This window comes from Microvirga lenta (genome assembly GCF_020532555.1).
In the GTDB taxonomy this organism is placed as follows: Bacteria; Pseudomonadota; Alphaproteobacteria; order Rhizobiales; family Beijerinckiaceae; genus Microvirga; species Microvirga lenta.
On record NZ_JAJBBR010000004.1, the window covers coordinates 60,383 to 84,727 of the forward strand.

Here is a 24,345-nt window from a genome sequence, read left to right on the forward strand (position 1 = left end):
TCACGCCTTCGGCCGCGTCCCGAAGATCGCGCTGCCCACCCGCACATGGGTGGCGCCGAGCTGGATCGCCTCGTCGAAATCGGCGCTCATGCCCATGGACAGGGTTTTCAGCCCGTGCCGCTTCGCGATCTTGCCCAGCAGGGCGAAATGCGGCGAGGGCGGGTCCTCCGCCGGCGGGATGCACATCAGGCCCTCGATGGCGAGGCCGTGCCGGGTGCGGCATTCCTCGATGAAGGCATCCGCCTCGGCCGGCATGACGCCGCCCTTCTGCGGCTCCTCCCCCGTATTGACCTGGACCAGGAGGCGCGGCGCCCTGCCGGCTTTCGCGATCTCCTTCGCCAGGGCTTCCGCGAGAGACGGGCGGTCGAGGGTGTGGATCGCGTCGAAGAGCGCGACCGCCTCCTTCGCCTTGTTGGACTGGAGCGGGCCGATCAGGTGAAGCTCCACGTCCGGATAGCGCTCCCGCAAGGCGGGCCATTTCGCCTTGGCCTCCTGCACGTAGTTCTCGCCGAAGACCCGCTGGCCCGCCGCCAGGACGGGCTCGATATCCTCGGCCGGAAAGGTCTTGGAGACCGCCACCAGAGTGATCCCGGCCGGATCGCGGTCGTAGTCGGTTGCGGCGCGCCCGATGGCGGCGCGAACCTGATGCAAGCCTTCGACGGGATTATGGTCGCTCATACTCTTCCTCTTGCAGGGCTCTCGCGCGCGCGAAACCGTTGACCGCGCGGGAGAGCTGTGTCCTAGTCCGGCGCAACCCGGCGGCGCAAGCCGCTTCGACTTTTGCGATGACGGATAGTGACGAAAAATGAGGCCTGAGCGCTACAACGCCAAGGAAGCCGAGCCGAAATGGCGGAAGGTCTGGAACGACCAGGACCTGTTCAAGACTCCGAACGACGACCCGCGCCCGAAATACTACGTGCTCGAGATGTTTCCCTATCCGTCGGGGCGCATCCACATGGGCCACGTGCGCAACTACACCATGGGCGACGTGGTGGCGCGCTACAAGCGGGCCAAGGGCTTCAACGTGCTCCATCCCATGGGCTGGGACGCCTTCGGCATGCCGGCCGAGAACGCGGCCATGCAGAACAAGGTCCACCCCAAGGAATGGACCTACGCCAACATCGCCACCATGCGCGCCCAGCTGCAATCCATGGGCCTGGCCATCGACTGGAGCCGCGAGATCGCCACCTGCGATCCGGCCTACTACAAGCACCAGCAGCGCATGTTCCTGGACTTCCTCGAGGCCGGGCTCGTGGACCGCAAGACCGCCAAGGTGAACTGGGACCCGGTGGACCAGACCGTGCTCGCCAACGAGCAGGTGATCGACGGGCGCGGCTGGCGCTCGGGCGCCCTGGTGGAGCAGCGCGAGCTGACCCAGTGGTTCCTCAAGATCACCGACTACGCGCAGGACCTGGACGACAGGCTCGACACCCTGGACCGCTGGCCCGAGAAGGTGCGCCTGATGCAGCGCAACTGGATCGGCCGCTCCGAGGGCCTGCTGGTGCGCTTCGCCCTGCAGCCCGGCACGGTGCCCAACGGCGAGACCGAGCTCGAGATCTACACCACGCGGCCCGACACCCTCTTCGGCGCCAGGTTCATGGCGGTCGCGCCCGATCATCCCCTCGCCCGCGCCGCCGCCGAGAAGAACCCGGAGCTTGCCGCCTTCATCGAGGAGTGCAAGCGCATCGGCACCGCGCAGGAAGCCATCGAGAAGGCCGAGAAGCTCGGCTTCGACACGGGCGTGCGCGCGCAGCACCCGTTCGATCCGAACTGGACGCTGCCGGTCTACGTGGCGAACTTCATCCTGATGGAATACGGCACGGGCGCGATCTTCGGCTGCCCGGCGCACGACCAGCGCGACCTCGATTTCGTCAACAAGTACGGCCTGGGCAACACGCCCGTGGTTTGCCCGCCCGACACGGATCCGGCTTCCTTCGTGATCACCGACACCGCCTATGACGGCGAGGGCCGGATGATCAATTCCCGCTTCCTCGATGGGCTCACCATCGCGGAGGCGAAGGAGGAGGTCGCCCGCCGCCTGGAGAGCGAAACCCGCGACAACCGGCCGGTGGCCGAGCGCAAGGTGAATTTCCGCCTGCGCGACTGGGGCATCTCGCGCCAGCGCTACTGGGGCTGCCCGATCCCGATCATCCATTGCGAAGCCTGCGGCGTGGTGCCCGTCCCGAAGGACCAGCTCCCGGTGGTGCTGCCCGAGGACGTGTCCTTCGACGTGCCGGGCAACCCGCTCGACCGGCACCCGACCTGGAAGCACGTGGACTGCCCGCAATGCGGCGGTAAGGCCCGGCGCGAGACGGACACCATGGACACCTTCGTGGATTCGTCCTGGTATTTCGCCCGCTTCACCGACCCGACCCTGGAGACCGAGCCGACGGACCGCGCCACGGTCGATTCCTGGCTGCCGGTGGACCAGTATATCGGCGGCATCGAGCACGCGATCCTGCACCTGCTCTATTCGCGCTTCTTCACCCGCGCGATGAAGAAGACCGGCCATGCCGGTCTCGACGAGCCCTTCGCCGGCCTGTTCACGCAGGGCATGGTGGTGCACGAGACCTACAAGGATGAAAGCGGCGCCTGGGTGCTTCCGGGCGACGTGCGCATCGAATCCGACGGCGCGGCTCGCCGGGCCTTCCACGTGACGACCGGCGCCCCGATCGAGATCGGCTCGATCGAGAAGATGTCGAAGTCGAAGAAGAACACCGTGGACCCGGACGAGATCATCGCCTCCTACGGCGCGGACACGGCCCGCTGGTTCATGCTGTCCGACTCTCCCCCTGAGCGCGACGTGATCTGGACCGAGGAGGGCGTGCAGGGCGCGGGCCGCTTCGTCCAGCGCGTGTGGCGTCTGGTGGGCGAAATCGCGGACCGGAAGACGGGCGGCAACAATGCCGCTGCGGAAGGACCCATCGGCATCGCCGTGCGCAAGGCCGCGCACAAGGCGCTGGCGGCGGTCGAGGAGGATGTGGAGCGCCTGCGCTTCAACCGCTGCGTCGCCCATCTCTACGAACTCGCCAACAGCCTGCAGGACCTGGCCAACCAGGCGAAGGGCGCCGACGAGCCGGGCCTCTCGGCGGCCTTCGGCGAGGCCGGCCGCATCTTCGTGCAGCTGCTCGCTCCGATGATGCCGCATCTGGCGGAGGAATGCTGGGAGGCCCTGGGCGAACAGGGCCTCGCGGCCGACACCGCATGGCCGCAGGTCGAGCGCGCGCTCCTGGTCGAGGATACCGTCACCCTGCCCGTCCAGGTCAACGGCAAGAAGCGGGCCGACGTCACCGTGGCCCGCGATGCGGATCAGGCCGCCATCGAGGCTGCCGTGCTCTCGCTTGAAGCGGTGCAAAAGGCTATGGAAGGAAAGCCTGCCCGCAAGATCATCGTCGTTCCGCAGAGGATCGTGAATGTCGTCGCTTAATTTCAAAGGCTTTGCCCGCGTCGCTCTCGTCGCGGGCCTCTCTCTCGGCCTGTCCGCCTGCTTCCGTCCCCTCTACGGCCCGACCGCGTCCGGCCAGCAGCTTCAGGATGCTCTCGCGGCGATCGAGATCCCCGAGATCACGTGGCCGGAGCCGCGGGCCCGCTTCGCGCATTACCTGCGCAGCGAGCTGATCTTTGCGCTGAACGGTTCCGGCGCGGAGGTTCCCAAGCGTTATGTCCTGACCCTGTCCTACAATCAGGGCCTGACGACGCCTATCGTCGACACGGAATCGGGCCGCGCCCTCTCGGCGACGATCACCGGCAACCTCACCTATACCCTGAAGGCGAAGGACGGCTCGCAGGTCGTCGCCACGGGCGTGGCCACGGCCTATGCCTCCTACGACCGCTTCCAGCAGCGCTTCGCCACCGTCCGCGCCGCCCGCGATGCGGAGATCAGGCTGGCCAAGACCCTAGCGGAGCAGGTCAGGACCCGGCTGTCGGCGGCCCTCACCCGCACCTGACGCCCGATGGTGGCGGTCAAAGCCGGTGACGTGGAAGGGGCGCTGCGGCGCCCGGATCCGCGCATCGGCGTCTTCCTGTTCTACGGACCGGATGTGGGGCTGATCAATGAGCGGGCGCGGGCGCTCGCCGAACGCTCCGTGCCGGACCCGACCGATCCGTTCCAGCTGATCCGCATCGACGGCGACGACATCGCGGCCGATCCCGGCCGCCTTGCGGACGAGGCCGGCACCATGGGCCTGTTCGGCGGCAAGCGCGCGCTGTGGATCAAGAGCACCTCGCGCAACATCGCGCCCGCCGTGGACGTGGTGCTCAAGGGCGAGCTGCAGGACACCGTCATCGTCATCGAGGGCGGCGACCTGCAGAAATCCTCGCCGCTGCGCACCCTGTGCGAGCGCTCTCCGAAAGCGCTCGCCCTCCCCTGCTATGCCGATACGGGCCGCGACCTCGGCGCGGTGGTGGACGAAACCCTCAAGAGCAACGGGTTCTCCATCGGCCGCGAGGCCAGGACCGCCCTCCTGGCGAGCCTCGGCGGCGACCGTCTCGCCACCCGGGGCGAGCTGGCGAAGCTGATGCTCTATGCCCGCGGCCAGAGTGAGATCACCCTGGCGGACGTGGACGCGATCATGAGCGACGTGTCGAGCCTCGCCATGGATTCGGTGGTCGACGCCGCCTTCGCGGGCGACGGGGCGGGCCTCGAGATCGGCTCCCGCCGCCTTGCCGCCGAGGGCGTGAACGCCTCCACGGTGCTCGGGGCGGCCCTGCGCCATGCCCTGATGCTGCTGCCGGCCCGGCTTTCCATCGAGGAAGGCCGCCCCGTCGGGGCGGTGGTCGAGGGCATGCGCGCCCTGCATTTCCGGCGCAAGCCCCTGATCGAGCGCCATCTCCAGCGCTGGACCTCCGACAGCCTCAAGCAGGCCATCGCTCAGCTGCAGCAGAGCCTTCTCGACACGCGGCGCCTGTCCCATCTCGACGACACCATCGCGGCCAAGACCCTGCTCGATTTGGCACGGGCCGCGCGGCGATAAGGGGCCCCCGCGCTCAGCTCGCCGGCCGCCTGTGATATGTCAGCGCCATTGCAACACAATGCTTGAAAGCTTCCAGAGGCAACTCATCGTCCGCAGATAGAACGATGGCGCGGTTGCCCTGAAATGAAAACTCGCGGGGGTAAAGTTCTCGGAACGTCGCGACGAGAGTGGTCTGGCAATGAAAGTACGCTGCGTATCTTGATGCAGAGCCTTTGACAGAATCGATCCTGATCGTGGTTCCTGTCCGCGGCCTAACAGGCAGATAGGCAGGCTGCCCCCACTTCAGGGTTTCCAGTAATTCCCCGACGCCGCTGGTTTCCCGAGCTGTCGCGAAGATGATATCGCGAAGCCTCAGCAATGGCTTTCGGACAGGGGCGGGATAGGAGTTGAAGGTAGCTTCGATCTGGGGATCGCTGAAGGCTGCTGTCACAGACCACCCGGCAAGTTGCTGGCGCAAATTTCCATGCGCCACTCGGACACCAAGTCAGTCTAGGCTGCAACATTCTTTCGCGCCATCCGCGAAAATGCACTGAGCAAAAGAACTGACCCGATCTGCTCACGGAGCGATCTCAGCCCTTCTCACGGAGGTGAGAAGGGCCCGCAGCAGGGTGCCTGACGGCTTTTCTTCAGCTTACGGTTGGTGGAGCGATCAGCGCCGTACCTTTCGCTCCATAAGGTGTCGATTTAGGGATTCAACCGCCGGCACAGCCCGTCGAGCTGCTCCAGGGTCTTGTAGCGGATGCGCAGCTCGCCGCCCTGCCCCTTGTGATCGATGGCGACCGAGAGGCCGAGCACGTCCTGGAGCGCCTTTTCGAGGGCGCGGGTGTCCGGGTCCTTCACGGGCTTGGCGGCCGACTTGGTCTCCAGCTTCGGCGGCTTGCCCTGGTCGCCCTGGGCGATCTCCTCGACCTGGCGCACACTGAGGCCCTGTTCGAGGATCTGCTTGGCGACCCGCTGCGGATCGCTCACCGCCAGAAGCGCGCGGCCGTGGCCTGCCGTGATCTGCCGGTCGACCAGCAGCTTCTTCACCGGCGGCGGCAGATCGCTGAGGCGCATCATGTTGGCGATGTGGCTGCGGCTCTTGCCGATGATCTTGGAGAGGTTTTCCTGGGTGTAGGAGAACTCGGCCATGAGCCGGGAATAGCCCTCCGCCTCCTCGATGGGATTGAGGTCGGCGCGCTGGACGTTTTCCAGGATCGCGTATTCGAGCGAGGTCTTGTCGTCGATCTCGACGATCACCACCGGCACCTCGTGCAGGCCCGCCACCTGGGCCGCCCGCCAGCGGCGCTCGCCGGCGACGATCTCGTAGGCGTCCGGCGTGTTCGCCAGGGGCCGGACCACGATGGGCTGGATGATGCCGCGGTCCTTGATCGACTGCGACAGCTCCTTGAGCTCGCTGTCCTCGAAAACCTTTCGCGGGTTGCGCGGGTTCGGACGCAGGAACTCGACCGGGACCTTGCGCTGCCCCCGGCCGCGCTCCACCACCGTCATCTCGTCGCCGACCTCTCCGATGAGAGCCGCCAATCCTCGTCCCAAGCGCGACTTGCCTTCGTCTGCCATGTTGTCTCTCGGATGTGTTCAGGAATCAGGCGGCGCGCAGGGCGCGCTCCCGTTGGATGATTTCGGAGGCGAGGCGCAGGTAGGCCTGCGAGCCGGCGCATTTCAGGTCGTAGAGCAGAACCGGCTTGCCGTGGGACGGCGCCTCGGAGACGCGCACGTTGCGCGGGATCATGGTCTCGTAGACCTTGCTGCCCATGAACTGGCGTACGTCGGCCACCACCTGCCCGGACAGGTTGTTGCGCGGGTCGAACATGGTCAGCACGACACCGTGGATGGTCAGCTTCGGATTGAGCGCCGAACGGACCTGTTCGACCGTCTTCAGCAGCTGACTGAGACCTTCCAGAGCGAAGAATTCGCATTGGAGGGGCACCAGAACCGCGTCAGCAGCGGTCAAGGCATTGATGGTCAAAAGATTCAGCGAAGGCGGGCAATCGATCAAAATATAGGTAAAAGGTTTGGTTACGTCCGGGCCCTTCAGAGCGGCAATCGCGTTCTTGAGCCGGTGAGCCCGGTCCTTCTCGCTCGCGATCTCCAACTCGACGCCGAGCAGGTCGAGAGTGGACGGGGCGACGAACAGGCCGGGCACCACGGTCTCGGTGATGGCGCTGTCGAGAGAGGCCTCGCCGCTCAGCACGTGATAGGTCGAGACGCGCCGACTCTTGCGGTCGATGCCGAGACCGGTCGAAGCGTTGCCCTGCGGGTCGAGGTCGACGATCAGAACCTTCTCGCCGATCGCCGCCAGCGCGGTGCCGAGATTGATGGCGGTGGTGGTCTTGCCGACGCCGCCCTTCTGATTGGCAAGCACCAGAATGCGAGGCTTAGCCGGCGCTCCTGGGGCGGATCCGCTGCGGTCGGTCATGATGATAGGCTCTCAATGGAGGTGATGCGAAGAATCCTGGCTTCGGAATCGGTCCGGCTTGGCAGGATCTCGACATCGAATGTCCACGATTTCCGGGCCTCGGTCAATTCAATCTCGGCATCCCGGCCCTTGGGGAACAGGCCCATTGTCCCCGCTTTCAACAGCGGCGCGGTCCAGTCCAGCAGGTTGGCGAGGGACGCAAGAGCCCGGGCCGAGACCACGTCGGCCTGGCCCACGAACCGGGGAACGACCGTTTCCAAGCGGGCTTCATGCACGGTGGCGTTCGCACCGGTCAGGCGCGCGATGTGGCGCAGGAAGGCGCATTTGCGGGAATTGCTCTCGACCAGGTCCACCTTCAGGCCCCGCTCCTGCCCGGCGACAGCGAGCACCAGTCCGGGAAAGCCGGCGCCGGAGCCGAGGTCGAGCCAGGTCCGCGCCTGGGGAGCAAGCGCGAGGAGCTGCAGCGAATCGACGATATGACGATCCCAGATCTGGTCCAGGGTCGCCGGGCCGACGAGATTCTTGATCGCCTGCCAGCGGCGGAGCTCCCGCTCAAGCAGGGCGAGCTTCTCGGATGTTTCACGTGAAACATCGAAGGCGTCGAGAAGTCCGGAGCGGGGGGAGGATGCGGATGTCGTCATGCCACCGGGTCCAGACCGGCCTTGGTGCCGGAGAGCTTCTTCGCATGGGCGGCTAGCAGGGTCAGGGCCGCGGGCGTGATCCCCTCGATACGCGCCGCCTGTCCCAGGGTGGCGGGACGGACCAGATCGAGCTTGGCCTTGATCTCGTTCGACAGGCCCGGCAGGGACCGGAAGTCCAGACTTTCTTCCAGCACGATGCTCTCGTCGCGGCGATAGGCGGCGATATCCGCCTGCTGCCGGTCCATATAGACCGCGTAGGTGGCGTCGGTTTCCAGCCGCTCCTGCACCGGCGGCGACACCCGGCCGAGCTCAGGCCACACCCGGACCAGATCGGCCCAGCCGATGGTCGGGTAGGAGAGAAGCTGATAGGCGGACCGGCGAATGCCGTCCTGGTTCAGCTCCAGCCCGTGCCTTGCCGCTTCCTTCGGCGTCACCGTCAGGGTCTGGAGCCGCTCCGACACGGCCTGGATCTCCTCCCGAGAGCGTGCGAAATGCGCCGCCCGTTCCGGACCGACGCAGCCGAGATCGAGGCCCTTGCCCGTCAGCCGCTCATCCGCGTTGTCGATGCGCAGGCTCAGCCGGTACTCGGAGCGGGAGGTGAACATGCGGTAGGGCTCACTCACCCCCCGCGTAATCAGGTCGTCGATCAGCACGCCGATATAGGATTCGGCCCGGTCGAACACGGCGCCGTCCTGGCCGGCGGCCCGGCGGGCGGCGTTCAGTCCCGCCACGAGCCCCTGAGCCGCCGCCTCCTCGTAGCCGGTCGTGCCGTTGATCTGGCCGGCGAGGAAGAGGCCGCGCACCATCTTGGTTTCGAGGCTCGGCGTCAGGTTGCGCGGGTCGATATAGTCGTATTCGATGGCATAGCCCGGCTGGAGCATCCGCACCTTCTCCAGGCCCGGGATCTGCGGCAGCAGCGCGAGCTGCACATCCTCGGGCAGGGAGGTCGAGATCCCGTTCGGATAGACGGTGATGTCGTCGAGGCCTTCCGGCTCGAGGAAGATCTGGTGCCCTTCCCGGTCGGCGAAGCGCACAACCTTATCCTCGATGGACGGGCAATAGCGCGGCCCTCTCCCCTGGATATCGCCCGAATAGATGGGCGCCCGGTGGAGGTTGTCGCGGATAAGCGCATGGACCGCGGCCGTGGTGCGGGTGATGCCGCACTCGATCTGGGGCGTCGTGATCCGCGTCGTCAGGAGGGAGAACGGCACCGGCTCGTCGTCGGCGGCCTGCTTGTCGATGCCGGCCCAGTCGATGGTCCGGCCGTCCAGGCGCGGCGGCGTCCCGGTCTTGAGCCGGCCGAGGGAGAAGCCCAGGCGCTGGAACGTCTTCGGCAGACCCAGGGAAGGGCGCTCGCCCATGCGGCCGGCGGGGATCTTCCGCTCGCCGATATGGATCAGTCCGGAGAGGAACGTGCCCGTGGTCAGGACCACGGCGCCCGTGGGGAGCTCGCGTCCGTCGGCGAGCTTAAGTCCCGTGACCCGGCTGCCCTCCACCAGGATGTCGTCGGCCTCGCCTTCGACGATGGTGAGGTTCGGCGTCCGGGACAGCTCGGCCTGCATGGCGCGGGCATAGAGCTTCCGGTCGGCCTGGGTGCGCGGTCCGCGCACCGCCGGTCCCTTGCGCCGGTTGAGCAGCCGGAACTGGATGCCGGCCCGGTCGGCGACCCGGCCCATGACCCCGTCGAGCGCGTCGATCTCGCGGACCAGATGCCCCTTGCCGAGGCCACCGATGGCAGGGTTGCAGGACATGACGCCGATGGTCGAGGCCTTGTGGGTGACGAGCGCCGTGCGGGCGCCCATGCGTGCGGAAGCCGCCGCGGCCTCGGCCCCGGCATGTCCGCCGCCGACAATGATCACGTCGAAAACTTGATTCATGAGTCTCTCCAGGACAGGGCTGTAGGACCTGACGGGACCGAGGTCAAAGGGCAAAATGTTTCACGTGAAACATCGCCCTCAGACGCCCGATCTCCACATCCTGTCCACGGCCTGTCCCGCCGAAATGGGGTCGCTCTCCCGAGCCTTTCAACAGAGATGCTCACAGGAACGCGACCGGATGATGGCCTATTTTCCGATGCAGAAGCTGGAGAACAGACGGTCGAGGACGTGTTCCACATCCACACGCCCCGTGATTTCCCCCACGGCGCGCGCTGCGAGCCGCACCTCCTCGGCGATCAGCTCGAGCGGACCGGCCGAACTCATCATGGCGAGAGCCAGCGCCACCGAATCGCGGGCGCGTTCGAGCGCGCGCCGGTGCCGTTCCCGGGTGAGAACCGCATCCCCCTGCCCCAGGACCGCCTGGGCTTCGGCCTCCAGCATCCGCATCAGGTCCGGCAGCCCCGCCCCCGTGGCGGCGGAGATCGCGAGATCGGCGTCGTCCCGGTTCCGATCCACATCGACCTTGGTGGCGACCTTGAGAAGACGGCGGGCTTCCGGCGGCTCCCCCTCCCCTCCCTCGGGCGGCATCAGCCAGAGAACCAGATCCGCATCCTGCGCCCGGGCGCGGGCGCGGGACACGCCCTCCTGCTCGATGGGATCCGTGGAGTCGCGAAGCCCCGCCGTGTCCACGATCACGACCGGCAGACCGCCGAGGTCGCAATGGACCTCGATAACATCGCGCGTGGTGCCGGCGATGGGCGAGACGATGGCGACATCGCGTTGCGCGAGGGCATTCAGGAGGGTCGACTTGCCCGCATTGGGCGGACCGGCGAGGACCACGGTCAGGCCCTCGCGCAACCGCTCGCCGCTGCGGTTCTCCAGCACCCCGTGGAAATCGTCCCGCATCCGGGCGAGCCGGCCGGTGATCTCCGTCTCCAGATCCTCCGGCACGTCGCCCTCGTCGGAGAAGTCGAGGCAGGCTTCAAGCAGGGCGAGAACCTGCAGGATCTCCTCCCGCCAGCGCTCCGCCGCATGGCCGAGGCGTCCTTCCAGCTGGAACAGGGCCTGCCGACGCTGCGCCTCCGTCTCCGCATCGATGAGGTCCGCCAGGCCCTCGACCCGGCTCAGGTCCATGCGCCCGTTCAGGAAGGCCCGCCGGGTGAACTCCCCCGCCTCCGCGGCCCGGCATCCCTCCAGGGCGTTCAGGGCGCGCTGAACGGCCGCGCGGGTGGCAAGGCCGCCATGGATGTGCAGCTCCGCCTGATCCTCCCCGGTGAAGCTCCCGGGTCCCGGCATCCACAGAACCAGGGCCTGGTCCAGCGGCTCGCCGGAGGCGGGATCGCGCAGGATCCGCAGCACCGCCCGACGCGGGGCGGGCACGCCGCCGGCCATCGTTTCGAGGATGAATCGACTCCGGTCCCCGCTGATCCGGATGAGGCTGACCGCCGAGCGGCCATGGCCCGAGGCGGTGGCGAAGATGGTGTCGTCCGAGCGCATGGGATGAACCTTAGGGGCTTGAAACGCTTGAAAAGGAGGCGGCGGCAGGATCGGCCCGGATCCGAATCGGTCCGTTCACGTGAAACCCGCCACCTCGTGGAGACGGCTTCGATGAATCGCCTGAAGGATGCCTCCTCTCCCTATCTCCTGCAGCACCGGGACAATCCTGTCCATTGGTGGGAATGGGGACCGGAAGCTTTCGGCGAGGCGCGCCGCCGGAACAAGCCCGTCCTGATCTCCATCGGCTATGCCGCCTGTCACTGGTGCCATGTGATGGCCCATGAGAGCTTCGAGGACGAGACCGTGGCGGCGGTGATGAACGACCTCTTCGTCAATATCAAGGTCGACCGGGAGGAGCGGCCGGACGTGGACCACGTCTATATGAGCGCCCTCCAGGCTCTGGGCGAACACGGCGGCTGGCCGCTCACCATGTTCCTGACCGCCGAGGGTGAGCCCTTCTGGGGCGGCACCTATTTCCCCAAGGAGCCGAAATTCGGAAGGCCCGGCTTCGTCCAGGTGCTCCGGGAGATCGCCCGCCTCTACCGGGACGAGCCGGAGCGGATCCGGCACAACAGCGAGGCTCTCAGGCAGCACCTCGCCAGGACGGCCGAGGCGGACGGGGGTGCTCTCGGGCGCGAGGACCTCGACCGGCTCGGGGCCCGTCTGACCGAGGTGATGGATGCGGAGCACGGCGGCCTCACGGGCGCACCCAAATTTCCCAACCCGCCGATCCTCGAATATCTGCTGCGCCATGCCCGCCGGACCGGGGACGAGACCGCCCGCGGCCGCTTCCTCCTCACCCTGCAGCGGATGGCCCTCGGCGGCATTCGCGATCATCTCGGCGGCGGCTTCGCCCGCTACTCCGTCGACGAGCAATGGCTCGTGCCGCATTTCGAGAAGATGCTCTACGACAACGCCCAGCTCCTCGAGCTCTATGCCCTGGCCTTCGCTGGGACCGGGCGGCGGCTCTTCAGCGATGCCGCCGAGGACATCGTGGCCTGGCTCGAACGGGAGATGACGACCGCCGAAGGTGCCTTCGCGTCGAGCCTCGATGCGGATTCGGAAGGCGAGGAAGGCCGCTTCTATGTCTGGTCGGACGCGGAGGTGCGCGAGGTCCTGGGCGAGGAGGACGGGGCGTTCTTCTGCAAGGTCTACGACATCACGCCCGGCGGGAACTGGGAAGGGACCAACATCCCCAACCGGCTGATCTCCGGCGAGGCGCCGGAGCCGGTGGAGGAGCGACTGGAGGCGATGCGGCAAAAGCTGCTGGAGCGGCGGGCCGGACGCGAAAAGCCCGGTCTCGACGACAAGATCCTGGCCGACTGGAACGGGCTGACGATCGCGGCCCTCGTCCGCTCGGCCCCCCTGCTCCATCACCCGGAATGGGTAGGTCTGGCCCGGAAGGCTTACCGTTTCATCTCCGAATCGATGAGCCGCGACGGACGGCTCGGACATTCCTCGCGCGCCGGCAGCCTGATCTTTCCCGGCTTCGCCCTCGACCATGCCGCCATGATGCGGGCCGCCCTCGCCCTCCACGAAGCGACGGGAGAGAACGCCTATCTCCGGGATGCCGAAACCTGGCGCGACATCCTCCTTCAGGAGTACAGGGTGCCGGAAAGCGGGGTGCTCGCCATGACCGCGCGCGAGGCCGATCCCCTCGTGGTGCGGCCGCAGCCGACCCACGACGATGCGGTGCCCAACGCCAACGGAGTCTTCGCGGAGGCTCTCGTCCGCCTGGCGCAGATCACCGGCTCGCAGGCCGATCATGAGAGGGCCGAGGAGGTGCTCGCCCGTCTCGTCGGCATCGCCCGCTCGGCGCCCCTGGGCCACACCTCCATCCTGAACGCCCTCGATCTCCACCTGCGGGGCCTCGGCATCCTCGTCACGGGAAACGATGCGGAGGCACTGCACGAGACGGCGCTGCGCCTGCCCTATCTCGACCGCAGCGTCCGCCGGCTGCGCGAGGGCGATGTCCTCGATGCCCATCACCCGGCACGGGCCCTCGCCGCGACGGGCGAAGGGCCCCGGGCCCTGGTCTGTGCCGGGATGCGCTGCTCCCTGCCGGTCACCGACGCGGATGCCCTTCGGGCGCGGGTGCAGGAGATGCTGGCCCCGTGAGCGGAACCGGGCACGCTCCGGAGGCTTTCACCTGTCCATCCGCGGCGCCGCATCCAGGCCCGACAACCCTCCGCCAACGGGAGCACCGATGTTCTTTTTCTTCTCCAATCGCCTCGGCTGCATGGGATCGCTCATGATCTCCGCCGTACTGACCGTGATCGTGCTGGCCTTCTTGGGAGTGTTCTGATCCAGGCGCGACGATCCGCGTCGCGCTCGGGCTCACCGCCTGCCCATCGTGCTGCACCCGTCTTGACCTTGCGTCCCGACCTGCCCCATGCACGAAGCATGAGCCTGTCCATCCGCCCCGCCACCCTTGGCGATATCCCTGCCCTTTTCGCCATCCGCACGGCGGTGCGCGAAAACCACATGACCCTTGCCGCACTGGCGGCCGCGGGCGTGACCCCGGACAGCGTGGCCGAACTCCTGCGCAGCGAGGATGCCGCCACCTGGATCGGCCTGTGGGACGGCGAACCCGCGGCCTTCGCCATGGCCCGTTCCGACCAGGGAGACGTGTTCGCGCTTTTCGTGCGGCCCGAGATGGAGGGACGCGGGTTCGGCGGTAGGCTTCTCGCCCTGGCCGAATCCTGGCTCGCCTCCCGCGGCGCCGAGTCCGCTTGGCTGCTGACGGGCGGCGAGCCGGGGCTCAAGGCCGCCCGTTTCTATGCGGCGCGGGGATGGCTGGTCGAAGGGCGCGAGCCGGACGGGCAGTTGCGCTTCACCAAGCGGCTTGCGGCGCGCTCCTGACGCCTGCGGATCAAGGATTCGAAATCGGCTCGGGCGACTGGGAGAGGCTTGTCCCGCTCGGATGCGACGCCGAGGAGCCGGGGGATGGGTGCTCGCTCGCGGTTCTCGCGGCGCTCTCGCAGGCGCGGATTGCCCGCCGGTAGCTCAGCTCCACGTCATGCCTGTCCTCGGGCTCGCCGACGTCGCGTTCGGCGGCCGCCCGGGCCAGACGCGCATGGCGCATGAGCGCGCGGCGCTGCTCGTCCAGATGGGTGTGCTCGGCGATCCGCGCGATCGCCTCCAGGAGATGGATCAGGACCGCCGGATGGGTCGATCCGGATTGCCGGATCTGATGGAAGGCGGCATCGAGCAGCCCCTCGTAGGTGGAGACCTGCCGATAGATCCGCACCCGTCCCGAGCCGTCACGCAGGGTCTCGGGCGGAAGGCTCCGGCCCATCGCCCGCGACAGGGCGCCCCGCAGCCGGTCGATCACGACCGTCGCCGTGAAGGGATCGTTGATTCCGGGCGAGAGGGCCCGCACCGCGATCTCCACCAGATGGCGGATGGCGAATTCCAGATCCTGGGTCGGCGTGCGCTCGTCTCCGCTCACGATGAACTCGCCGATTTCCTCCCGCGTCTTCTGGGGCCGGCCCGTGGGGGGATAGACCAGGACGCGCCGGTCGCCGTTGACGATGAAGTCGCCGGCCCGGAAGTCGAGGCGCAGGATCGCGTCGTGCCGCTCGGCCCAGGCGACCATTTCGTCGTAATCGACGGCCTGCACATAGCCCTCATAGGGCAGGACGATCCGCTCCGCCTTCTCGTCGAAATCCTCGGGGAGATCGGACGGAGAGTGCTCCGGTGTCGCCTCGCACCGCGGGGCCAGATTCGTCACCGTGTCGTCGAGCTCCCTGCGGACGCGCCGCACGACCTCGTCGGCGACGATCAACCGGGCCACGCCCTGGATGAAGACCAGAAGCGCCAGGACGCAGATCAGGGCCAGTACCGTGCCGACTGTCACGGAGACGTGCGGGACCTCCGCCGTCGGCGCGTCGCCGTGGACCGAACGCAGGACGATCAGGCAGTAGACGATCGTCATCGCGAAGGTGCCCAGCACGACCTGGGTGCGCAGATCGGCCCGGAAGATCCGGATGAGACGCGAGCCGTAGGAATTGGCCGCCAGGGTGAGGGCGACCACCGTCACGGAAAAGGCCATGCTGGCCATGGTGATGATCGAGGACAGGAGGGTGGAGAGAAGGTTGCGCGCATCCTCCCCGCTGCCGCTGTTGATCCACCACGCCCGAACCTGGTCCTCGGAGCCGTAGCCCGCATCCACCTGAAGCATGGCGATCGCGAGGCCGGTTCCGATGACGATCAGAACGGACGGAACCAGCCAGAGACCTGTCCTGGCGTTGTCCCAGAGGGTGAGAAACCTGTTCGACATCACCCCTTAAGTTCGCGACGGTCTCGCTTGTTCCCAGGGCCTGATTTCACGGGCGATTCCGGGCACGCTCTTCCCTTGCGCGAGGAGGACGAGCGAGGATGAGGGCGGGACGTTCGGCAGAAGGCCGGCGTGGATGTGCCGGTGTTCAGCGCAACGGTCTTTCCTCCCCCTTGCGGGGAGGAGAGAGGCTGGCGTTCCCCGTCTTCTCGCGAATGTCGGGCAACAAAAAACCCCACCCTCGCGGACGAGGATGGGGCGGTGTCGTGGTTCAACCGACGTTTCGTCAGGTGTTCATCGAATCGAAGAAATCCTGGTTCGACTTGGTCTGGCGCAGCTTGTCGAGCAGGAACTCGATGGCATCCACCGTTCCCATCGGGTTGAGGATGCGGCGCAGCACGTACATCTTCTTGAGCGTGTCGGCCGGAACCAGCAGCTCCTCCTTGCGGGTGCCGGAGCGGGTGATGTCGATGGCCGGGAAGGTGCGCTTGTCGGCCACCTTGCGGTCGAGGATGATTTCCGAGTTGCCGGTGCCCTTGAACTCTTCGAAGATCACCTCGTCCATGCGCGAGCCGGTATCGATGAGCGCGGTGGCGATGATGGTGAGCGAACCGCCTTCCTCGATGTTGCGCGCCGCGCCGAAGAAGCGCTTCGGCCGCTGCAGGGCGTTGGCGTCGACACCGCCGGTGAGCACCTTGCCGGACGACGGAACCACCGTGTTGTAGGCGCGGCCCAGGCGGGTGATCGAGTCGAGCAGGATCACCACGTCGCGGCCGTGCTCCACCAGGCGCTTGGCCTTCTCGATCACCATCTCGGCGACCTGCACGTGGCGCGAGGCCGGCTCGTCGAAGGTGGAGGCCACGACCTCGCCCTTCACGGAGCGCTGCATGTCGGTCACCTCTTCGGGACGCTCGTCGATGAGCAGCACGATGAGGTAGCATTCCGGATGGTTGGTGGTGATCGACTGCGCCACGTTCTGCATCAGCACGGTCTTACCCGTGCGCGGCGGCGCCACGATCAGGGCGCGCTGGCCCTTGCCGATGGGCGACACGATGTCGATGATGCGCGGCGAGAAGTCCTTGCGGGTCGGGTCGTCGATCTCGAGCTTGAAGCGCTCGTGCGGGAAGAGCGGCGTCAGGTTGTCGAAGTGAACCTTGTGCCGGATCTTCTCCGGATCCTCGAAATTGATGGTGTTGACTTTCAGCAGGGCGAAGTAGCGCTCGCCCTCCTTGGGACCGCGGATCGGGCCGTCCACCGTGTCGCCGGTGCGCAGGCCGAAGCGGCGGATCTGGCTCGGGCTGACATAGATGTCGTCCGGGCCGGGCAGGTAGTTGGAATCGGCGGAGCGCAGGAAGCCGAAGCCGTCCTGCAGGACCTCCACGACGCCCGCGCCGATGATCTCCACCTCGCGCGCCGCAAGCTGCTTGAGGATCGCGAACATGAGCTCCTGCTTGCGCATCGTGCTCGCATTCTCGACCTCGAGCTCCTCGGCGAAGGCGATGAGTTCGGTCGGCGACTTTGATTTCAGGTCTTGAAGCTTGATTTCCCTCATCGGGGAACACTCTCGGGTAGGGTTCGCGGGCAGAAACGAAAAGACTGAACGCGTGGGGAGATTAAGGGGAACGTCGACAGGGCCACCCAGTTCACGAAACATGACGTGAAGGGCCTCAACGGCCCCGCGCAGCGCAACCTGTCTTTAGGGAAGAGAATTCTTCTTTACCCTTTTTCGGGCTTGGCCTCAAGCCCCTTGAGCGAAACTCCGCTCATCGAGGAGCAAAAACGGTTCGCAACCGCACCATGAACGGCCTGCCGCCCCTCCCCTGGGGAGAAGCGGGTGCGGCCGCCCTGCGTCGTCAGAACGGCTTCACGATTACGAGAATGACGATGCCGATCATCAGCACCGTCGGGACCTCGTTGATCATGCGGTAGAATTTCTGCGGCCGCTTGTTCCGGTCGGCAGCGAAGTCCTTGACCATGCGCGAGAGCGATCCGTGCACGCCGGAAAGGATCAGCACGAGGAGCACCTTCGCGTGCAGCCAGCCGGAAAGATACCAGCCGCCCTGCCAGACCAGGATCAGCCCGAGCACCCAGGTGACGATCATGGCCGGGTTGATGATCGCCTTGAGCAGGCGCCGTTCCATGATCTTGAAGGTCTCGGACTGGATCGAGCCCTTCGGCGCGTCGCAGTGATAGACGAAGAGCCGGGGCAGGTAGAGCATCCCGGCCATCCAGGCGATCACAGCGATGACGTGGAACGCCTTGATCCAGAGGTACAGCATGTCAGGCCCCCCGGACGCGCGCGATCAGCTGCGCCACGTGCTCGACCGGCGTCTCCGGCAGGATGCCGTGCCCGAGATTGAAGATGTGCGGCCGGCCCTTCACGGTCGACAGGATGTGGTCGACGCCCTTCTCCAGGGCCGGACCGCCGGCGATGAGGGCCAGCGGGTCGAGATTGCCCTGCGTGGCCACGTGCCCCGGCAAGGTCGGCAGAACCTTCGCCGGGTCGAGGGTCCAGTCGAGGGCGAGCGCATCGCCGATCCCGGCTTCGGCGAAGCGGAGAAGATGGGCGCCGCCGCCGCGCACGAACACGATCGCCTTGGCCTGCGGCCGAGCGCTCTTCAGGCCCTCCACGATGCGGCGGATCGGGTTGAGGGACAGGTCGTCGAAGAGCGCCGGCGGCAGGGCCGAGCCGAAGCTCTCGAAGATCTGCACGGCCTCGGCGCCCGCATCGATCTGGCGGATGAGGTAGGCGGTGGAGGCGCGCACCAGCCGGTCGATCAGGGCGGCCATGAAGGCCGGGTCGCGGTAGGCGGTGAGGCGGGCCGGCGCCTGGTCGGGCGTGCCCTTGCCGGCGATCATGTAGCTCGCCACCGTCCAGGGCGCGCCGCAGAAGCCCAGAAGGGTGGTTTCCTTCGGCAGCGACTTGCTCAGGCGGTCGAGGGTTTCGAAGACGGGATCGAGGCGCTCCAGCGGCAGCTCGTCCTTGAGGCGGCTGAAATCGGCCTGAGAGGTCACCGGGTCGAGCTTCGGACCCTCGCCTTCCGCGAAGCGCACGTCCTGGCCGAGGGCGTGGGGAATGACCAGGATGTCCGAGAACAGGATCGAGGCGTCGAACTGGAACCTTCTGATAGGCTGTAGCGTTACTTCCTCGGCCAGCCTCGGGTTGTAGCACAGATCCAGGAAGGATCCGGCCTGTTTCCGGGTCTCCCGGTATTCCGGCAGATAACGGCCTGCCTGGCGCATGATCCAGATCGGCAAGGGCCAGACCGGTTCGCCGTTCAGGACACGCAGGATCGCTTTGGTGGGACGCTCGCTCACAGGCCCTCTCTTAAAAGAATAATTCTTGAATCTTAGACTCTGTTTTTTCTCTTGGGCCGTGAATCGTAAAGCCGCAAGTCCGTCCACAGCCGGTCCACACGGCCCGTTCCGTTAACCCTTCGTTTACGGATGGGGCCGGGCCGCCACAATCATTACCGAATTCTTAAACCTTAACAGATCCCTAACGGCGGCCGGCGAGATCCGAGTCGACATTCCGCGACCGATTCGTGCCGGATTCTCCCAAGGTCCCGATTCCGCGTTCACACATGAGAAACCATTGTTGATGACGGAAGGGGACTTCCCACAGGCCCCTGCCCTGGACCTGGCTCGACAAGCGAACTATCCACACTCATCGACTCCTTGTCCGGGAGGACTTTCGTGGGGCGCAGCTACTTCCATCTCCATCTCGTGTCCGATTCCACGGGCGAGACCCTGATCACCGTGGCCCGCGCCGCAGTGGCGCAATACGAGGGAATCGCGGCGATCGAGCACGTCTATCCCCTGGTCCGGTCCCAGACCCAGCTCCAGCGGGTGCTGTCCGAGATCGAGACCGCGCCCGGCATCGTGCTCTACACCCTGGTCGAGCAGGACCTGGCCTCCCGCCTGGAGGAGGTCTGCCGCGCCACCGGCTCGCCGCATCTCTCCGTGCTCGCGCCGGTGCACTCGCTGCTGTCGTCCTATCTCGGGGCGCATTCGACGGCGCGGCCCGGCGCCCAGCACATGCTGAACGCGGAATATTTCAAGCGCATCGACGCCATGAACTTCACCCTCCTCCACGACGACGGGCACCTGCCCCAGGACCTGGACGATGCGGACGTGATTCTCGTGGGCGTCAGCCGGACCTCCAAGACCCCGACGGCGATCTACCTCGCCAATCGCGGCATGAAGACCGCCAATATTCCCCTGGTGCCGGGGGTGCCGCCGCCGAGCATCCTGGAGACGGCCAGGAAGGCGCTGATCGTCGGCCTCGTCGCCACCCCGGAGCGCATCGTGCAGATCCGCCAGAACCGGCTCCTGAGCCTGAAGGCCGACGACGACACCTCCTATGTGGACCGGGACGCGGTGGCGGAGGAGATCGCGGCCTCGCGCCGGCTGTTCGCGCGCCACAACTGGCCGGTGATCGACGTGACCCGTCGGTCCATAGAGGAAACCGCGGCCGCGATCCTCGATTTCTACCGGGACCACCGCCTGCGGTTCATCGCGGAGTGACCATGACCGCCCTCTGGACCGGATCCGCCCCGCTTCTCCTGGCTTCCACCAGCGCGACCCGCCGCACCCTGCTCGAAAGCGCGGGCCTTCCCGTCGAGACCAGGGCCTCGGGCGTCGATGAGCGCGCCGTCGAGGCGGCCGTGGAGGAAAGGGCTCTCGGTCCGCAGAACCTCGCCCTTCACCTCGCCGCCGAGAAGGCCCTGGCGGTCAGCCGCGCGGCGCCGGAGCGGATCGTCCTGGGGGCCGATCAGGTTCTCGACCGCGGCGGCATCGCCCTGCACAAGCCGGAAGACCGGGAGACGGCGCGGGCGCAGCTGCAAAGCCTGTCCGGCCGCAGCCATGCCCTGCATTCCGCCGTGGTGCTCGCCAGGAACGGAGAACTCGTCGACAGCTTCGTGGAGACGGCCCTTCTCTCCATGCGTCCCCTGAGCGACGCGGCGATCGAGGCCTATCTCGATGCGGCCGGGCCGGAGGTCCTGAAGAGCGCGGGCGTCTATCAGGTCGAGGGCGTCGGCATTCACCTCTTCGACCGGATCGAGGGGGACCACTCGACCATTCTCGGGCTTCCCCTCCTCCCGCTCCTCGCCGCCCTGCGTCGGCTCGGCCATCTGGCTTTCTAGGGATCGTCGTTCATGAAGAAGGCTTTCGTCGTCGGGCACCCGATCAAGCATTCCCGGTCGCCGCTGATCCATGGCCATTGGCTGAAGCAGTACGGAATCGAGGGCTCCTACGAGCGCATCGACGTGGCGCCGGCCGATTTCGGCGAATTCCTGAAGACTTTTCCGGAGCGGGGCTTCGTCGGCGGCAATGTCACCATTCCCCATAAGGAAGCCGCCTGCCTGGGGGTGGATCGGCGGACGAAGCGGGCCGAGAGGCTCGGGGCGGTCAACACCCTCTGGCGCGAAGACGGCCTGATCTGGGGCGACAACACCGACGTGCTCGGCTTCATGGCCCATCTCGACCGGAGCCTGGGACAAGGCTGGGAAGAAGCTGTGGACACGGCGTTGATCGTCGGGGCCGGCGGGGCGGCGCGGGCCATCGTGGCCGGGCTGCAGGACCGGGGCATCCCGCGCCTTCTCGTGATCAACCGGACCCTGCCGAAAGCCGAGGAACTGGTCCGAGACTTGAGGGATGACGGGCCGTCCTCCCTCCAGGCTCTCCCCTGGGGCGACATCGACGCGGCGCTGGCCACGGCGGGGCTCGTCGTCAACACCACCTCCCTGGGCATGGCCGGACAGCCGCCGCTCGACCTCGATCTGGGGATAAGTCCCGATGGAGCCGTGGTGGCCGACATCGTCTATGTGCCGCTCAGGACCCCGCTGCTCGCCGCGGCCGAGGCGCGGGGCCTGCGGACCGTCGACGGGCTCGGGATGCTGCTGCATCAGGCGGTGCCGGGCTTCGCCCGCTGGTTCGGCGTGACGCCGGAGGTGACGCCGGAACTGCGGGCGCTGATCGTGGCCGATCTCGAGGGGCGCTCATGACCTTCGTGCTGGGACTGACGGGCTCCATCGGCATGGGCAAGTCGGCCACGGCCGCCATCTTCCGGCGGCTCGGCGTTCCCGTCCACGATGCGGATGCGGCGGTCCACGATCTCTACCGGGGCCGGGCCGCACCGCTGATCGAAAAGGCCTTCTCGGGCACGGTCGCGGACGGCATCGTCGACCGGCCGAAGCTCGGCGCGGCGGTTCTGGGCGATCCGCAGCGCATGAAGGCGCTGGAGGCCATCGTCCATCCGCTGGTGCGGGAGGAGGAGGAGGCCTTTCTGCGCCGGGTGTCGGCGCTGGCCTCGGTGGCGGTGCTCGACATTCCCCTCCTGCTGGAGACCGGCGGCGAGGTCCGGTGCGACGCCGTTCTCGTGGTCACGGCCCCGGCTTCTGTGCAAAGGGAGCGGGTGATGGCTCGTCCGGGGATGACGGAGGAGAAATTTAAGGCGATTCTGCTCAAACAGATGCCGGACGCGGACAAGCGGGCGCGGGCCCATTTCGTTCTGGACACGAGCCGCGGCTTCGCCGCGGCGGAAGCCCAGGCCCGGTCCATTCTCGCCTGCCTGGCCGGCCGGCCGGGCCGCGTCGGGCGACAGGGACACGGGTGATGATGCGCGAAATCGTTCTGGATACGGAAACCACCGGCACCGATCACGCCAACGGCGACCGGGTGATCGAAATCGGCTGCGTCGAACTCCTGAACCACATCCCGACCGGACGGAGCTACCACGTCTACATCAACCCGCAGCGCCCGGTCTCCGCCGGGGCGCTCGCGGTCCACGGGCTCTCGGACGCGTTCCTGGCCGACAAGCCGGTGTTCAAGGACGTCGTCGACGAGTTCGTGGAATTCGTCGGCGATGCCCGGCTCGTCATCCACAACGCGGCCTTCGACGTGGGCTTCCTCAACGCGGAATTCGCCCGCACCGGGCACCCGCAGATCGCCCTTTCCGACGTGGTCGACACCCTGTCCATGGCCCGGCGCAAGCATCCGGGCGCGGCCAACAACCTCGACGCCCTCTGCTCCCGCTACGGCATCGACAATTCCAAGCGCACCAAGCACGGCGCGCTCCTCGACGCCGAAATCCTGGCCGAGGTCTATATCGAGCTCATCGGCGGCAAGCAGGTGGGCTTCGACCTGACCCTGCAGCCGTCCGCGAAGGCCGGCCTTGCCCGAATGGGGGCGGCCTCCTCGCGGGAAACCCGCCCGCGTCAGGTCATCTCGCGGCTGACCGATGCCGAGCGGCAGGCCCACGAGGCCTTCATCCAGTCCCTCGGCTCCAGCGCCCTCTGGCGCGACTATCTCGGCGAGCCTCCGGCCGAAGGCCAGGCCTGAGGCATCCGCTTCGGGAGCGGCGGTCGGGATCCCCGTTGCCTCTTCCTGCGAGAGATCGGGCCGTCAGGTTCGAATGAGCGATTCGCTTGCGCTCCGGTTGTCGCTGTTCATCGGCCCCACCCGCAGCCATCATCCAGAACCGCCTCGAAGGACGAGGGCGCCTCCGGAGTGCACTGAACCCTCCTTCGAGACGCAGCCCCGCCGCTTCTCGGGATGAGGTTGGGAGTTGGTGAGAGGCTGTCGTGGATGTGGCGGTGTTCAGCGCAACGGTCTTCCCTCCCCCTTGTGGGGAGGGCCAGGGTGGGGGTGTTGGCGCCGGACTGGAACCAGGATGGCGCCCACACCCCCACCTCCACCTCCTCCCCACAAGGGGGAGGAGAGCAGGTCGGCGCCATCTGCATGAGCTTCGAACCGGCTGAAGCTTGTGGGGAAGGAGAGCCCGGCAGCGCTTCCGGCGAGGCGGTGAGGAGGGCCGGAAAAAACAAATCCCGGCGAAGCTGGCTGCCGCGCCGGGATGTCGTCACGAAAACGTGTTGACCCGGCCGGGCCGGGCGTCGCGCTTACGACAGGGCCGTCTGGTTGCCCTGCTGCCCCTGCATTTCGGCGGCGCGCTGGCGGTAGAGGGCCACGAAATCGATCGGGTCGATGTAGAGGGGCGGGAAGCCGCCGTTGCGGACCGCGTCGGCCACCATCTGGCGGGCGAAGGGGAAGAGCAGGCGCGGGCACTCGATCATGATGACCGGGTGCAGCTGGTCCTGCGGGATGTTCTGGACCCGGAACACGCCCGAATAGGTCAGCTCGAACGCGAACAGCACGTCCTTGTCGCCGATCTTGGCATTGCCTTCGAGGGTCAGGTCGACCTCGAAATCGGCCGCGTCGAGCTGCTTGGCGTTCACGTTCACCTGCAGGCTGATCTGCGGGCCTTCCGACTGCTGCTGCAGCGAACGGGGCGCGTTGGGGTTCTCGAACGAGAAATCCTTGCAGTACTGGGCGAGGGCGTTGAGCGAGGGCATGCCGCCTTCCTGCGCTCCGTTGTTTGCCGGGTTGTCGGCCATGATTCTTGCTCCCAGATGGATCGGTGGTGGGGGCCCGGACGGAGCGCTTCGGGAAAGCGCCGGCGAGGTAACGGGCTATCGCTCCCGCGCTACCATGCTTCCATCCCATGAACAAGATTCAGCTTTCTCCCTCGCTTGTCCAAGGGAGAGGTGGATGTTACGACCCATGGACCCCATATGCGAAAGATCACCCTTCGCTTTGGCCGGGGCAACCTTGGCGCATCACGCGTCAGGATCGGGCAAGCCGACAACGGATCGAC

22 protein-coding genes are annotated in these 24,345 nt (G+C 66.9%); 10 read left to right on the plus strand and 12 right to left on the minus strand.

Annotated features, from left to right (window positions below; translation table 11 throughout):
• Complete coding sequence (locus tag LGR44_RS06020; protein ID WP_226738330.1) at positions 1–678, minus strand: YggS family pyridoxal phosphate-dependent enzyme; 678 nt, start codon at positions 676–678, stop codon at positions 1–3.
• Between the two features lie 127 nt (positions 679–805).
• Between LGR44_RS06020 and leuS the strand changes: the two genes are divergently transcribed.
• The 3 genes from leuS to holA are packed head-to-tail and all read left to right on the plus strand — an operon-like array spanning position 806 to position 4,973.
• Positions 806–3,427 (plus strand): leucine--tRNA ligase, encoded by a 2,622-nt coding sequence (gene leuS / locus LGR44_RS06025; RefSeq protein ID WP_226738332.1) that lies wholly within the window; start codon positions 806–808, stop codon positions 3,425–3,427.
• Entirely contained in the window at positions 3,414–3,947 is a 534-nt protein-coding gene (gene lptE, locus LGR44_RS06030) for an LPS assembly lipoprotein LptE (RefSeq protein WP_226738334.1), read from the plus strand. The genes leuS and lptE overlap by 14 nt, the downstream gene beginning before the upstream one ends.
• Before the next feature lie 6 nt (positions 3,948–3,953).
• On the plus strand, positions 3,954–4,973 hold the full coding sequence (gene holA / locus LGR44_RS06035; RefSeq protein WP_226738337.1) for a DNA polymerase III subunit delta: 1,020 nt from the start codon (positions 3,954–3,956) through the stop codon (positions 4,971–4,973).
• Positions 4,974–4,986: 13 nt separating this feature from the next.
• On the opposite strand, the gene LGR44_RS06040 is transcribed toward holA, so the two are convergent.
• The 6 genes from LGR44_RS06040 to mnmE all read right to left on the minus strand — a co-directional run bounded on the left by LGR44_RS06040 (position 4,987) and on the right by mnmE (position 11,407).
• Positions 4,987–5,445, minus strand: coding sequence for a DUF1801 domain-containing protein (locus LGR44_RS06040; RefSeq protein WP_319004818.1), 459 nt, complete (start codon positions 5,443–5,445; stop codon positions 4,987–4,989).
• Positions 5,446–5,657: 212 nt separating this feature from the next.
• Entirely contained in the window at positions 5,658–6,533 is an 876-nt protein-coding gene (locus LGR44_RS06045; RefSeq protein ID WP_226738339.1) for a ParB/RepB/Spo0J family partition protein, read from the minus strand.
• A 25-nt stretch (positions 6,534–6,558) separates the two neighbouring features.
• Entirely contained in the window at positions 6,559–7,392 is an 834-nt protein-coding gene (locus tag LGR44_RS06050; RefSeq protein WP_226738341.1) for a ParA family protein, read from the minus strand.
• Complete coding sequence (gene rsmG, locus LGR44_RS06055) at positions 7,389–8,033, minus strand: 16S rRNA (guanine(527)-N(7))-methyltransferase RsmG (RefSeq protein WP_226738343.1); 645 nt, start codon at positions 8,031–8,033, stop codon at positions 7,389–7,391. The genes LGR44_RS06050 and rsmG overlap by 4 nt, the downstream gene beginning before the upstream one ends.
• Positions 8,030–9,910: a tRNA uridine-5-carboxymethylaminomethyl(34) synthesis enzyme MnmG gene (gene mnmG / locus LGR44_RS06060; RefSeq protein ID WP_226738345.1), complete on the minus strand. Its 1,881-nt coding sequence runs from the start codon at positions 9,908–9,910 to the stop codon at positions 8,030–8,032. Before mnmG ends, rsmG begins: the two co-directional genes overlap by 4 nt.
• A 186-nt stretch (positions 9,911–10,096) precedes the next feature.
• A complete protein-coding gene (gene mnmE, locus LGR44_RS06065) occupies positions 10,097–11,407 on the minus strand; it encodes a tRNA uridine-5-carboxymethylaminomethyl(34) synthesis GTPase MnmE (RefSeq protein WP_226738347.1) in 1,311 nt (436 codons plus the stop codon).
• A gap of 111 nt (positions 11,408–11,518) precedes the next feature.
• Between mnmE and LGR44_RS06070 the strand changes: the two genes are divergently transcribed.
• Positions 11,519–13,525, plus strand: coding sequence for a thioredoxin domain-containing protein (locus LGR44_RS06070; RefSeq protein WP_226738349.1), 2,007 nt, complete (start codon positions 11,519–11,521; stop codon positions 13,523–13,525).
• Between the two features lie 285 nt (positions 13,526–13,810).
• Positions 13,811–14,269 (plus strand): GNAT family N-acetyltransferase, encoded by a 459-nt coding sequence (locus LGR44_RS06075; RefSeq protein ID WP_226738351.1) that lies wholly within the window; start codon positions 13,811–13,813, stop codon positions 14,267–14,269.
• Between the two features lie 10 nt (positions 14,270–14,279).
• Here the strand turns inward: LGR44_RS06075 and LGR44_RS06080 are convergent, their stop codons facing one another.
• The 4 genes from LGR44_RS06080 to hemE form a co-directional block, all read right to left on the minus strand.
• Entirely contained in the window at positions 14,280–15,689 is a 1,410-nt protein-coding gene (locus LGR44_RS06080) for a DUF2254 domain-containing protein (RefSeq protein WP_226738353.1), read from the minus strand.
• A gap of 283 nt (positions 15,690–15,972) precedes the next feature.
• Complete coding sequence (rho, locus tag LGR44_RS06085; RefSeq protein WP_226738356.1) at positions 15,973–17,238, minus strand: transcription termination factor Rho; 1,266 nt, start codon at positions 17,236–17,238, stop codon at positions 15,973–15,975.
• Between the two features lie 301 nt (positions 17,239–17,539).
• A complete protein-coding gene (gene hemJ, locus LGR44_RS06090) occupies positions 17,540–17,965 on the minus strand; it encodes a protoporphyrinogen oxidase HemJ (protein ID WP_226738358.1) in 426 nt (141 codons plus the stop codon).
• A 1-nt stretch (position 17,966) separates the two neighbouring features.
• Entirely contained in the window at positions 17,967–19,004 is a 1,038-nt protein-coding gene (gene hemE / locus LGR44_RS06095; RefSeq protein ID WP_226738360.1) for a uroporphyrinogen decarboxylase, read from the minus strand.
• Between the two features lie 378 nt (positions 19,005–19,382).
• Here hemE and LGR44_RS06100 point away from each other — a divergent pair, with 378 nt between their 5' ends.
• Genes LGR44_RS06100 through dnaQ form a run of 5 tightly spaced genes read left to right on the plus strand, consistent with a single transcriptional unit; the run spans position 19,383 to position 23,030 of the window.
• On the plus strand, positions 19,383–20,213 hold the full coding sequence (locus LGR44_RS06100; protein ID WP_226738362.1) for a pyruvate, water dikinase regulatory protein: 831 nt from the start codon (positions 19,383–19,385) through the stop codon (positions 20,211–20,213).
• Positions 20,214–20,215: 2 nt separating this feature from the next.
• Complete coding sequence (locus tag LGR44_RS06105; protein WP_226738364.1) at positions 20,216–20,833, plus strand: Maf family protein; 618 nt, start codon at positions 20,216–20,218, stop codon at positions 20,831–20,833.
• 12 nt (positions 20,834–20,845) lie between these two features.
• Positions 20,846–21,694 carry a shikimate dehydrogenase gene (locus LGR44_RS06110; RefSeq protein ID WP_226738366.1) on the plus strand — a complete coding sequence of 283 codons (849 nt, stop codon included), beginning with the start codon at positions 20,846–20,848 and terminating at the stop codon, positions 21,692–21,694.
• Positions 21,691–22,305 (plus strand): dephospho-CoA kinase, encoded by a 615-nt coding sequence (coaE, locus tag LGR44_RS06115; RefSeq protein WP_226738368.1) that lies wholly within the window; start codon positions 21,691–21,693, stop codon positions 22,303–22,305. Before LGR44_RS06110 ends, coaE begins: the two co-directional genes overlap by 4 nt.
• Positions 22,305–23,030 carry a DNA polymerase III subunit epsilon gene (gene dnaQ, locus LGR44_RS06120; RefSeq protein WP_226738370.1) on the plus strand — a complete coding sequence of 242 codons (726 nt, stop codon included), beginning with the start codon at positions 22,305–22,307 and terminating at the stop codon, positions 23,028–23,030. Before coaE ends, dnaQ begins: the two co-directional genes overlap by 1 nt.
• Before the next feature lie 560 nt (positions 23,031–23,590).
• Here the strand turns inward: dnaQ and secB are convergent.
• Positions 23,591–24,085, minus strand: coding sequence for a protein-export chaperone SecB (gene secB, locus LGR44_RS06125; RefSeq protein ID WP_226738372.1), 495 nt, complete (start codon positions 24,083–24,085; stop codon positions 23,591–23,593).
• Positions 24,086–24,345 lie beyond the last annotated feature (260 nt).

What these genes read in the sequence shown, in the direction of transcription:
- mnmG (WP_226738345.1), bottom strand. Translation starts at nt 9,910, where the DNA reads ATGAATCAAGTTTTCGACGTGATCATTGTCGGCGGCGGACATGCCGGG.
- leuS (WP_226738332.1), top strand. Translation starts at nt 806, where the DNA reads ATGAGGCCTGAGCGCTACAACGCCAAGGAAGCCGAGCCGAAATGGCGG.
- LGR44_RS06070 (WP_226738349.1), top strand. Translation starts at nt 11,519, where the DNA reads ATGAATCGCCTGAAGGATGCCTCCTCTCCCTATCTCCTGCAGCACCGG.
- coaE (WP_226738368.1), top strand. Translation starts at nt 21,691, where the DNA reads ATGACCTTCGTGCTGGGACTGACGGGCTCCATCGGCATGGGCAAGTCG.
- secB (WP_226738372.1), bottom strand. Translation starts at nt 24,085, where the DNA reads ATGGCCGACAACCCGGCAAACAACGGAGCGCAGGAAGGCGGCATGCCC.
- dnaQ (WP_226738370.1), top strand. Translation starts at nt 22,305, where the DNA reads ATGATGCGCGAAATCGTTCTGGATACGGAAACCACCGGCACCGATCAC.
- mnmE (WP_226738347.1), bottom strand. Translation starts at nt 11,407, where the DNA reads ATGCGCTCGGACGACACCATCTTCGCCACCGCCTCGGGCCATGGCCGC.
- LGR44_RS06050 (WP_226738341.1), bottom strand. Translation starts at nt 7,392, where the DNA reads ATGACCGACCGCAGCGGATCCGCCCCAGGAGCGCCGGCTAAGCCTCGC.
- LGR44_RS06075 (WP_226738351.1), top strand. Translation starts at nt 13,811, where the DNA reads ATGAGCCTGTCCATCCGCCCCGCCACCCTTGGCGATATCCCTGCCCTT.
- lptE (WP_226738334.1), top strand. Translation starts at nt 3,414, where the DNA reads ATGTCGTCGCTTAATTTCAAAGGCTTTGCCCGCGTCGCTCTCGTCGCG.
- rsmG (WP_226738343.1), bottom strand. Translation starts at nt 8,033, where the DNA reads ATGACGACATCCGCATCCTCCCCCCGCTCCGGACTTCTCGACGCCTTC.
- holA (WP_226738337.1), top strand. Translation starts at nt 3,954, where the DNA reads ATGGTGGCGGTCAAAGCCGGTGACGTGGAAGGGGCGCTGCGGCGCCCG.
- LGR44_RS06045 (WP_226738339.1), bottom strand. Translation starts at nt 6,533, where the DNA reads ATGGCAGACGAAGGCAAGTCGCGCTTGGGACGAGGATTGGCGGCTCTC.
- LGR44_RS06080 (WP_226738353.1), bottom strand. Translation starts at nt 15,689, where the DNA reads ATGTCGAACAGGTTTCTCACCCTCTGGGACAACGCCAGGACAGGTCTC.
- hemJ (WP_226738358.1), bottom strand. Translation starts at nt 17,965, where the DNA reads ATGCTGTACCTCTGGATCAAGGCGTTCCACGTCATCGCTGTGATCGCC.
- LGR44_RS06105 (WP_226738364.1), top strand. Translation starts at nt 20,216, where the DNA reads ATGACCGCCCTCTGGACCGGATCCGCCCCGCTTCTCCTGGCTTCCACC.
- rho (WP_226738356.1), bottom strand. Translation starts at nt 17,238, where the DNA reads ATGAGGGAAATCAAGCTTCAAGACCTGAAATCAAAGTCGCCGACCGAA.
- LGR44_RS06110 (WP_226738366.1), top strand. Translation starts at nt 20,846, where the DNA reads ATGAAGAAGGCTTTCGTCGTCGGGCACCCGATCAAGCATTCCCGGTCG.
- LGR44_RS06020 (WP_226738330.1), bottom strand. Translation starts at nt 678, where the DNA reads ATGAGCGACCATAATCCCGTCGAAGGCTTGCATCAGGTTCGCGCCGCC.